Here is a 9218-nt window from a genome sequence, read left to right on the forward strand (position 1 = left end):
GTCGTGGGGCTGGGCGTGGTGGGGCGCGGGGACTTCCCGGACTACTACGACGCGCTCAACGGCGAGCCCCTGCCCACCATCCACCAGTCGTGGACCGCGGCCGCGGTCCTGGACTGGCTGTGCTGAGCACGGCCGGTCAGGTCAACGCGCCGTCCCGGCCGGAGCCGCCGGAACGCGAGCGGCGTGCGGCGCGGTCGCGGCGCACCGCCTCGCGCATCCGGGGCACCACGACCCCCTCGCGCGCCAGCAGCTCACGGGTGCGGCGGCGGTTGACGAGGATGCCGGCGACGCCGAGCGCCCACAGCGGGAACTGCACGGCGAAGGCGAGCTTGAAGGCGCCCAGGGAGTAGGCGCCGGGGCTGCCGGCACCCTGCAGGTCCAGCACCACGCCGACGGCGAGCACGACCACGACGGTGGAGGTGAAGCCCATGACGTTGGTCATGCCGGTGGCCCCCCCGAGGCGGTGGGCGGGGTTGGAGGTGCGGGCGTAGTCGAAGCCGATCATCGACCCGGGCACGCCGGTGCCCAGGACGACCACGAGCAGCACGAGCAGGGCCAGGGGCGCGCGGCCGGGCCAGGCCAGCACGGCCGCCCACGCGGCGGCCTGGCCGGTGACCACGGTCAGCACGATCCAGGAACGGCGCAGCGGGTGCCGGGCCACGAGGGTGCCCATGAGCGGGCCGGTGGCGGCGGCGACGACGGTGTAGAGGGTCAGCAGGGCGCCGGTGGTCCCGGTGGACAGGCCCTGGCCGGAGACGAGGAACGGGTAGCCCCACAGCACGGCGAAGGCGTTGCCGGCGAACGGGGTGGCCCAGTGGGTCCACAGCCCCAGCCGGGTGCCGGGGTGGCGCAGCGCGTCGCGCAGGTCACCGGCGACCTGCCGGGCGCCGCGGCGGGTGCGGGGGTCGGGGGCGCCGGGCGGCACGTCGCGCAGCACGAGGACCGCCAGGACCGCCGCCAGGACGCTGAACGCGGCCATGCCGGCGTAGGCGGGCGTCCAGCCGGGCCCGTGCAGCAGCGCGACCAGCGGGACGACGCTGAACACCTGCCCCAGCTGGCCGAACAGGCCGACGAGCTGGGTCATCACGGGCACCCGCCGCGGCGGGAACCAGTTGGTGACCAGGCGGACGACGGAGGTGAAGGTGGCGGCGTCGCCGGCACCGACGAGGACGCGGGCCAGCACGGCCTGCCACGTCTCGCTGCTCAGGGCCAGCAGGAGCTGCCCGGCACCCATGGTGGCGCCGCCGAGCACGACGAGGCGGCGCGGGCCCCAGCGGTCGATGAGCACGCCGACGGGGACCTGCAGCGCGGCGTAGACGAGGAACTGCAGCACGGCGAAGCTGGAGAGGGCGCCGGCGCCGATGGCGTAGCGCTCCTGCGCCTCGAGGCCGGCGGCTGCCAGGGAGGTGCGGTTGGCGACGGTGACCACGTAGGCGGCGGCCCCCACGGCGAAGACCAGCCGGGCGCCGCGCGGCGCCGCACCGCTCCCGGTGCCGGCGGTGGTGGGACCGGCGCCGCTCACCGGGCGGCCCGCAGCCGCTGCCCGGCACCGCGCACGTGCTCGCGCACGAGCTGCAGCCAGTGCTCGCGGTCCTCACCGGCCAGCGCCTCCAGCAGCGCGGCGTGCTGGTCGAGCGTGGTGCCCATGCGCTCGCGGGAGCCGCGGACGATGGCCACGCCCATGCGCATCTGCCGGTCGCGCAGGGTGTCGTACAGCCCGGCGAGGATCTCGTTGCCGGCGGCGCGCACCACGGTGGCGTGGAAGGCGCGGTCGGCGGCGGTGAAGGCCCAGGCGTCGCCGGCCTCGCGGGCGGCGCGCATGGCGTCCAGGTGCCCGGCCAGCGGGCCGGTCAGCTCGGCGCGCAGCTCCCAGGCGCGGGCGGCGGTGTGGACCTCGACGAGCTCGCGGGCCTCCAGGACGTCCTCGACCTCGGCGGGGGAGACGGGCACGACGAGCGCGCCGCGCTTGGGGATGAGGTGCACCAGCCCCTCGGCCTGCAGGCGCAGCAGGCCCTCGCGCACGGGGGTGCGCGAGACGCCGACGCGCTCGGCGACCTCACCCTCGGTGAGCAGGTGCCCGCCGGGCAGGGAGCGGTCGAGGATGGCGGCCTTGACGTCGGCGTAGACGCGCTCGGCGGCGGGCGGAGCCACGTGCACCTGAGCTGTGTCCATGATGTATCTATCCTCGCACGGCGAGGACCGCGTCAGCCCAGCGCCCCCGCCGCCACCCGCAGGTCCGCCACCAGTGCGGCGTACGCCCTCTCCCGCTCGGCCTCCGGCACGCGCAGCACCGCCGAGGGGTGGATCGTGCCCAGGAAGGTCTTCTCCCCGCGCGAGGTGGCCCGGCGGATCAGCTGCCCGCGGTGCTTCGTGACGCGGAAGTCCTCCGGCAGCAGCGCCTTCGCAGCCGTGGCCCCCAGGCACACCACGACGTCGGGGTCCACCTGCGCCAGCTCCGCCGCCAGCCACGGCCGGCAGGCGGCCACGTGCACGGCGTCGGGACTGGAGTGGATGCGCCGCCTGCCCGGCGCTTCCCGGGTGAACCGGAAGTGCTTCACCGCGTTGGTGACGTACGTGGTGGCCAGGTCGATGCCCGCCTCGGCCACGGCCCGCTGCAGCAGCCGGCCCGCCGGCCCGACGAACGGGACCCCCCGCCGGTCCTCCTGGTCGCCGGGCTGCTCGCCCACCAGCGCCAGGCGCCCGTCGACGGCACCGGCGGAGAACACCACCTGCGTGGCCGGTCCCCACAGCTCGCAGCCGCGGCACGCGGCGGCCGCTGCGCGCAGTCGCTCCACGCTCGCGCCCGGGGGGACCCACTGCGCCGCGCCGGGGCGCTCGGGTCGGTGCGCGGGGCCTTCGGGGGTGCCGTGCGGGGTGCGGGTCGCGGTGTCCGGCGCGGGATCGCTCACCCCCCGATCATGGCCCCGGCCCCGGGCGGGCGCGCGCCGCGGGCGCGGCGGGGGGGGGGGGGGGGGGGGGGGGGGGGGGGGGGGGGGGGGGGGGGGGGGGGGGGGGGGCGCGGGGGGGGGGGGGGGGCGCGGGGCGGGGGCGGGGGGGCGCCCCGCCGCGGCGGGGCACCCCGGACGCTCAGCGGCCCTTGCGGGAGCCGGTGACGCTGTCGGCGACGGCGGCGGCCGCGCCGCGACCGGCGGTCTTGGCCTTCTTGTCCACCCGCTTCTCCTTCAGCGACTTGCCGACCTTCTTGACGGACCCGTTGCGCGGGGACTTGTCCACGGTGTGCTCCTCGCCGCCCGGGTCGACCGGGCGTGCTCGCGCCTGCTCGGCGCGCTGTCCCGCGTGGTGCCGGCCCGGGCCCTGGACTCCCCCGTCGTGGTGCTGCGGTCCGGCGGACGGGGCCCCTCGGGCCTCGTGCGGTCCCTGTGACGGTACGCCCCGCGGCCTCAGCGCGGGACCGACGGGGCGCTGGGCCCGACGGGCAGGTCGTTGCGCACCGCCAGCGTCGCCCCGGCCCGGCGCACCGCCCGGCCGTGCTCGGCCGGCAGGACGTCGCGCAGGAACCCGTAGCGGCGCACCAGCTCGGCCGTGGCGGAGGTGCGCGGCCCCAGCCGCACGTGGGACCACCAGTCGGCGATGTCGCCCCAGCCCGGCGCCGACAGCGACCCGCCGAACTGCTGCACGCTCAGCCCCGCGCACAGGTTCGCGAACGCCAGCCGGTCCTCCAGCGGCCAGCCGGCCAGGGTCCCGGTGAGGAACCCAGCGCCGAACACGTCCCCGGCCCCGGTGGCGTCCAGCGCCTCGAGCCGCAACCCGGGCACCTGCGCGCTCTCCCCCGTGGTCTGGTCGACCGCCACCGCGCCGTCCTCGCCGCGGGTGACGACGGCCACCGGCACCCGCTCGGCCAGCGCGGTCACCGCGGCGCGCGCGTCGTCGGTGCGGGTGTAGCGCATCGCCTCCACGTGGTTGGGCAGGAACGCGTAGCAGTGCTCCAGCCCGGCCAGCACGTCCGGGCTCCACTGCGTGGAGGAGTCCCAGCCCACGTCGGCGAACACCAGGGCGCCCTGGCTCTCCGCGCGCAGCACCCACGGCTGCGGGTCGGCCTCCAGGTGCGCCAGGCACGCGCGCGCAGGCGGCACCTCGACCGGGTCCGGCACCGGGGGCGGGTGCTCGTGGGTGACCATCGCCCGGTCCCCGCCGTAGGCCAGGGAGACGGTCACCGGCGAGTGCCAGTCGTCGACGCGGTGGGAGGTGGACAGGTCCACCCCCTCCTGCTGCCCGAGCGTCTCCCAGCAGAACTGCCCGTAGGCGTCGGTGCTGAACGCCGCCGCGAGGGAGGTGCGCAGCCCCAGCCGTGCCGCGGCGACGGCCATGTTCGCGATGCCGCCCGGGCACGAGCCCATCCCGGACGTCCACACCTCCGTGCCCAGGCGCGGCTCGTTCTCCAGACCGGTGAAGACGATGTCCAGGAACACCGTGCCGCGCACGTGGACGTCGAAGGGCTCGGCGCCCCCGACGGGCGCGGGGTCGGCGGCGGTCCGGGCGGTGTCGGTCCGGGCGGTGTCGGGCACGCCCCGATGCTCCGGGACAGCCCGCCGCACCGCAACGGGCCGTCCCTCAGCGCTCCACCGCGCGGCGCAGCGCCGCCAGCCCGCGGTGGGCGTTGCTGCGCACGGTGCCGGTGGTGACGTCGAGCACGTCGGCGATCTGCTCGTCGGAGGCGTCCTCGAAGTAGCGCAGCACCAGCACGGTGCGCTGCTTCAGCGGCAGGGCGCGCAGCGCCGTGAGCAGCTGGTCGCGATCGGCGAGCTGGGCGCTCGCGTCGGGCCGGGTGCGGCCGGCGGGCTCGGGGAGGTCCTCGCCGGCGGGCCGCTCGCGGCGCGCGGCGCGGCGCCACCAGGAGGTGCACGCGTTGACGACCATGCGGTTGACGTACGCCACGGGGTCGTCGGCGGCGGACACCCGCCCCCACTTCAGCAGGGCCTTCGCCAGCACGTCCTGCACGACGTCCTCGGCGGTGTCGGGGTCGCGCAGCAACCCGCGCGCCAGCCGGACGAGGGCCGGGCCGCGCACGGCCACGAACTCCTCGAAGGTCAGCACCAGCGCAGCCTCGCGCAGCGCGGTGCTCACGGGCTCACCTCCGCCGCGGCGCGCCGCAGCGCCACCTGCGCCAGCTCCTGCACCTGCTGGGCGAGCGCTGCACCGTCGGCCCGGAAGACCTCCGCCCGCAGGACCACCACGACGTCGCCCTCGCGGGCCACGACGAGCACCCGCCAGTGCGGGTTGTCGCCGGGCAGCACCTGGGCCCAGCCGGTGACCGAGTCGTCCCCGAGCCCGGAGTCCTCGCGCACCTGCCAGGAGGTGGACCCCTCCGGCGCGGTGGCGCACCCGGCGGCCTGCTCACGCACCTGCGCCACGAACTCGCGCGCACCGCCGTCGCGCAGCAGCAGCACCCGCTCGGTCACCGACTGCCGCAGCGGCTGCACGACCGTGTCCTGGACCGACCAGCCCGCCGAGCGGGCCGCGACGACCGCCCCGGGGGAGGCGAAGGACTCGTCCCCGCACAGACCCGCGGTGACGGCCGCACCGACCGCGTCCGCGCGGGACGGGGCCGCGTCGGCGACCGCGTCCGGGAGCACCTCCCGCACGGGGGCGTCGTCGAGCAGCGCCGCGGCGGGGAGCTCGGCGACCGCCTCCGGGGAGGCCACCGCGGTCCTGGGCGGGGGCTCGGTGCCGGGCAGCCGGGACAGGCCCGCGGGCACCACGAGGGCGACCGCCGCCACGGCCAGGGCGGTGGTCCGCCGCGGGCGGCGCACGGTGCGGGCCCGGCCGCGGGCGCCCGCGGTGAGGGCGACGACGTCGACACCGGGGTCGCTGGTCCCCAGGGCGCGCAGCGCCCGGGCGAGCGGGTCCTCGTCCTGCCTGCCGTGCTCCATCGACGCCTCCGTCTCCTCGCGGCTCGCGCGAGCCGACGTGCAACGGACGCGGCAGCCGGCGCGTCCGTTGCACGTGAACCGCACCACCACCCGCACCCTGTCCCCCGTCCTGCTCGCGCTGGCGCTCGCCGCCTGCGGGGACGCCGCCGGCGACCCCGCGACCTCCACCGCACCCCCCACGGCCTCCACCACACCCTCCGCGCCCTCCACCGCGCCCTCCACCGCGACGGCGACGGCCGTGCCCTCGGCAGCGGAATCGGCAGCGGACCAGGCGCTGGCCGACCTGGCGGCGGCGCGGGACGCGGACGTGGTGTCGATGGACCCGGCGACGCCCGACCAGCCGGGCCTCGCCGCGCTCGTCACGGGCGAGGGCACCGGGGCGGTGCTGGAGCTGCTCAGCTGGGACGGCTCGCGGTGGGGGGCCGACGCGCGGTTCGACCTGCCCGAACCGGTGCTGGCCGACCGGGCGGGCGGTGCCGTGGAGTGGCGGCACGTGACGCAGGACCTGTGGTCCGACGCGATCGTGTACCTGCGGGGCGGGACGCTGCACTCGGGCGTGGACGCGGTGGTGGCGAGCCACTACGGGGGCTCGTGGGACCTGGTGCCGCGCGAGCCGATCGGCGACGAGGAGGGTGACCTCACCCTGCTGGCGAACCCGCTGTTCGACGACGGGCACGTCTTCGCGACCCGTGCCAGCGCGGGCGGGCAGGCGGTGGTGGACTACTGGCGGTTCGACACCACGCAGGAGCGCTGGGGGGTGCAGCCGGGCCCGCGCCCCGCAGCGGGCTGAGGACCGTGCGGCCGGGGAGCCCGTCGCGGCGCACGAGGACCCCTCGCGCGCCGCGGCGCCCCGCGGAGCAGGATGGGCGCGGGGATCCCCCCGAGAGTCCACCCGGCTGGAGGAACCGCACGATGGAGTACCGGACCCTGGGCAGCAGCGGCACCGCCGTCTCCCACCTCGCCCTCGGCACGATGACGTTCGGCGCAGAGACCGACCGCGACGGAGCGTTCGCACAGCTGGACGCGTTCGTGGAAGCCGGTGGGACGCTCGTCGACACCGCCGACGTCTACAGCGCGGGGACGTCGGAGGAGATCGTCGGCGCGTGGTTCGCCGCGCGACCGGCGGAGGTCACCGAGCGCGTCGTGCTCGCGACCAAGGGGCGTTTCCCGACCTCGGGCGAACCCAACGGCGTGGGACTCTCACGCCGGCACCTGACCCGCGCGCTGGACGCCTCGCTGCGCAGGCTGGGCCTGGACGCGGTCGACCTGTACCAGGTGCACGCCTGGGACCCCTGGACCCCGATCGAGGAGACGCTGGAGACCCTCGACGCGTTCGTGCGCGCCGGCAAGGTCCACAACGTGGGCCTGTCGAACTTCACGGGCTGGCAGCTGCAGAAGGCCGTGAGCACGGCCGACGCGTCCGGGCTGGTGCGGCCGGTGACGCTGCAGCCGCAGTACAGCCTGCTGGTGCGCGAGATCGAGTGGGAGATCGTGCCGGCCGCGGAGGAGAACGGCCTGGGGCTGCTGCCGTGGTCGCCGCTGGGCGGTGGCTGGCTGTCGGGCAAGTACACGCGCGACAACGCCCCCACCGGCGCCACCAGGCTCGGCGAGAACCCCGAACGGGGCGTGGAGGCGTACGCGCGGCGGAACTCCCAGCAGCGCACCTGGGACGTCATCGCCGCGGTGCAGCAGGTCGCGGAGGCGCGCGGGGCGAGCATGGCGCAGGTGTCGCTGGCGTGGCTGGCGGCGCAGCCGGCGGTGTCCTCGGTGATCCTCGGCGCGCGCACGCTCGAGCAGCTGCGCGACAACCTGGGTTCCGCGGACCTGGAGCTGGAGGCCGACGAGCTCGACGCGCTGGACACCGCCAGCGACCCGCAGCCGGCCGACTACCCGTACGGGGTTCCCGGCGAGCAGCAGCGCAGCCGCAAGCTCACCGGCGGACGGTGAACCTGCGGCTGCGCTGAGCGGCCCCGCGAGCCCGGGGACCTAGCGGTCCTCGGGCTTGCGGTCCGCCGCGACGGCGTCGCGCTCGCCCATGGGCTGCGGGTCGCCGACGGTGGTGTCGTGGTCGGTCTGGCGCTCGGACTCGGCGTTGATCTCGGCGCCGAGGAGGATGGCGTAGCTGGTCAGCCACAGCCACATCAGCAGGATGACGACCCCCGCCATCGCGCCGTAGTTCTTCGTGTACGAGGTGCCGCCGGCCAGCGTGACGTAGAGCGAGAACCCGATGGACACGATCAGCCACAGCGCGGTGGCGACCGCCGCACCCACCGAGGTCCACTTCATCTGCGGCGAGTCGCGGTCCGGGGCCAGCCGGTACACCACGGCCAGGGCCACCAGCACCAGGCCCAGCAGCAGCACCCAGCGCAGGACACCGACGACGACGTTCACGACCCCGCTGGCGCCGAGCGCGTTGACCAGGACCGGCGCGACGGCGATGAACCCGATGGCCAGCAGCATGAAGACGATCGCGCCGAGCGTCAGCAGCAGGGCCACGCCCTTGCGCTTGACGAAACCGCGGGTCTCGTCCTCGTCGTAGGCCATGTTCGTGGCGGCCATGAGGTTCTGCACGCCGCTGGAAGCGCTCCACAGCGCCAGCACGATGGCCAGGGCGGCGCTCCACCCGGCGCTGGCCTTGTTCTCGCTGACGTGCTCGACCTGGCTGGTGACGAGGCTGCGCGCCTCCTCCGGGATCGCGGAGATCTGGTTGATCTGGTTCGTGATCTGGTCGGGGTTGCCGAACAGGCTCCACAGCAGGAACGCCGCGGTCAGCGCCGGGAAGATGGCCAGGAACGCCTTGAACGCGACGCCCGCCGCCAGCAGCGGCACCTGGTCGTCGCTGGCCTCGCTCCACGCCCGCTTGGAGACCTGGAGCCAGCCCTTCGCGGGGATCTGCTGGGGGGACTGCGCCTCCTCGCCGTGCTCGCCGTGCTGCACCGACAGCTCGTCGCGCTCCGTGCCGTTGCGCTGGGTGGTCCTGCTCATGTCCTCAACTCTCCCGCTCCTGCGGCCGGGGCGCGCGCCGAGCGCGGCGCCCCGGTGCGGGTGCTGCTTCAGGGGATGTGCGCGTTCGGGCTGGGCTCGGACGGAGCGTCCGCGTCGTCGGTGTCCAGCGCCTCGCCGACGAGGTCGTCCGTGCTGTCCTGCACGGCGTCCTCCTCGCCCGGCGGGCGGCTGCTCTCCTCGGGTCCGGTGCTCACACGGTCCTCCTCGGGGTGCGCCCCGCCCGGCGGGACGGGGTCTCGTGGGTCCCGGCGCGGGGGGGGGCCCCGCCCCCGCCCCGGGGCCGGGGCGCGCCCCGCGGGGGGGGGCGACTCCACGCGCAGA

General features: G+C 76.5%; 12 protein-coding genes. 3 read left to right on the forward strand and 9 right to left on the reverse strand.

The genetic code is table 11. The features are described from left to right. Positions 1 to 136: 136 nt before the first annotated feature. The 4 genes from ACRYR8_RS20095 to ACRYR8_RS20110 all read right to left on the reverse strand — a co-directional run bounded on the left by ACRYR8_RS20095 (position 137) and on the right by ACRYR8_RS20110 (position 3234). Positions 137 to 1522, reverse strand: a complete 1386-nt coding sequence (locus ACRYR8_RS20095) for an MFS transporter (RefSeq protein WP_432485627.1) — start codon at positions 1520 to 1522, stop codon at positions 137 to 139. Beyond that, a complete protein-coding gene (locus ACRYR8_RS20100; protein ID WP_432485626.1) occupies positions 1519 to 2172 on the reverse strand; it encodes a GntR family transcriptional regulator in 654 nt (217 codons plus the stop codon). Before ACRYR8_RS20100 ends, ACRYR8_RS20095 begins: the two co-directional genes overlap by 4 nt. A 32-nt stretch (positions 2173 to 2204) precedes the next feature. Further along, complete coding sequence (locus ACRYR8_RS20105; protein WP_432485625.1) at positions 2205 to 2909, reverse strand: UdgX family uracil-DNA binding protein; 705 nt, start codon at positions 2907 to 2909, stop codon at positions 2205 to 2207. Positions 2910 to 3087: 178 nt separating this feature from the next. Continuing rightward, entirely contained in the window at positions 3088 to 3234 is a 147-nt protein-coding gene (locus ACRYR8_RS20110) for a hypothetical protein (protein ID WP_432485624.1), read from the reverse strand. 3 nt (positions 3235 to 3237) lie between these two features. On the opposite strand from ACRYR8_RS20110, the gene ACRYR8_RS20115 reads away from it, so the two are divergent. Next, positions 3238 to 3384: a hypothetical protein gene (locus tag ACRYR8_RS20115; protein ID WP_432485623.1), complete on the forward strand. Its 147-nt coding sequence runs from the start codon at positions 3238 to 3240 to the stop codon at positions 3382 to 3384. Between the two features lie 17 nt (positions 3385 to 3401). On the opposite strand, the gene ACRYR8_RS20120 is transcribed toward ACRYR8_RS20115, so the two are convergent. Genes ACRYR8_RS20120 through ACRYR8_RS20130 form a run of 3 tightly spaced genes read right to left on the reverse strand, consistent with a single transcriptional unit; the run spans position 3402 to position 5891 of the window. After that, positions 3402 to 4526 (reverse strand): PfkB family carbohydrate kinase, encoded by a 1125-nt coding sequence (locus ACRYR8_RS20120; protein ID WP_432485622.1) that lies wholly within the window; start codon positions 4524 to 4526, stop codon positions 3402 to 3404. A 46-nt stretch (positions 4527 to 4572) separates the two neighbouring features. Further along, a complete protein-coding gene (locus ACRYR8_RS20125) occupies positions 4573 to 5085 on the reverse strand; it encodes a SigE family RNA polymerase sigma factor (protein ID WP_432485621.1) in 513 nt (170 codons plus the stop codon). Next, positions 5082 to 5891 (reverse strand): hypothetical protein, encoded by an 810-nt coding sequence (locus ACRYR8_RS20130; RefSeq protein WP_432486191.1) that lies wholly within the window; start codon positions 5889 to 5891, stop codon positions 5082 to 5084. The genes ACRYR8_RS20125 and ACRYR8_RS20130 overlap by 4 nt, the downstream gene beginning before the upstream one ends. 73 nt (positions 5892 to 5964) lie before the next feature. On the opposite strand from ACRYR8_RS20130, the gene ACRYR8_RS20135 reads away from it, so the two are divergent. Both ACRYR8_RS20135 and ACRYR8_RS20140 read left to right on the forward strand, forming a co-directional pair. Next, complete coding sequence (locus ACRYR8_RS20135; protein ID WP_432486159.1) at positions 5965 to 6681, forward strand: hypothetical protein; 717 nt, start codon at positions 5965 to 5967, stop codon at positions 6679 to 6681. A 122-nt stretch (positions 6682 to 6803) separates the two neighbouring features. Further along, positions 6804 to 7838, forward strand: coding sequence for an aldo/keto reductase (locus ACRYR8_RS20140; protein ID WP_432486158.1), 1035 nt, complete (start codon positions 6804 to 6806; stop codon positions 7836 to 7838). 39 nt (positions 7839 to 7877) lie between these two features. Here the strand turns inward: ACRYR8_RS20140 and ACRYR8_RS20145 are convergent, their stop codons facing one another. After that, positions 7878 to 8876, reverse strand: coding sequence for a YihY/virulence factor BrkB family protein (locus ACRYR8_RS20145; RefSeq protein ID WP_432486157.1), 999 nt, complete (start codon positions 8874 to 8876; stop codon positions 7878 to 7880). A 68-nt stretch (positions 8877 to 8944) separates the two neighbouring features. Then, positions 8945 to 9091 (reverse strand): hypothetical protein, encoded by a 147-nt coding sequence (locus ACRYR8_RS20150; protein WP_432486156.1) that lies wholly within the window; start codon positions 9089 to 9091, stop codon positions 8945 to 8947. Between the last annotated feature and the right edge of the window lie 127 nt (positions 9092 to 9218).

It is taken from the genome of Kineococcus esterisolvens, assembly GCF_050871405.1.
In the GTDB taxonomy this organism is placed as follows: Bacteria; Actinomycetota; Actinomycetes; order Actinomycetales; family Kineococcaceae; genus Kineococcus.

Coding starts and splice junctions, on each gene's coding strand:
- ACRYR8_RS20130 (WP_432486191.1), bottom strand. CDS start 5,891: ATGGAGCACGGCAGGCAGGACGAGGACCCGCTCGCCCGGGCGCTGCGC.
- ACRYR8_RS20100 (WP_432485626.1), bottom strand. CDS start 2,172: ATGGACACAGCTCAGGTGCACGTGGCTCCGCCCGCCGCCGAGCGCGTC.
- ACRYR8_RS20140 (WP_432486158.1), top strand. CDS start 6,804: ATGGAGTACCGGACCCTGGGCAGCAGCGGCACCGCCGTCTCCCACCTC.
- ACRYR8_RS20145 (WP_432486157.1), bottom strand. CDS start 8,876: ATGAGCAGGACCACCCAGCGCAACGGCACGGAGCGCGACGAGCTGTCG.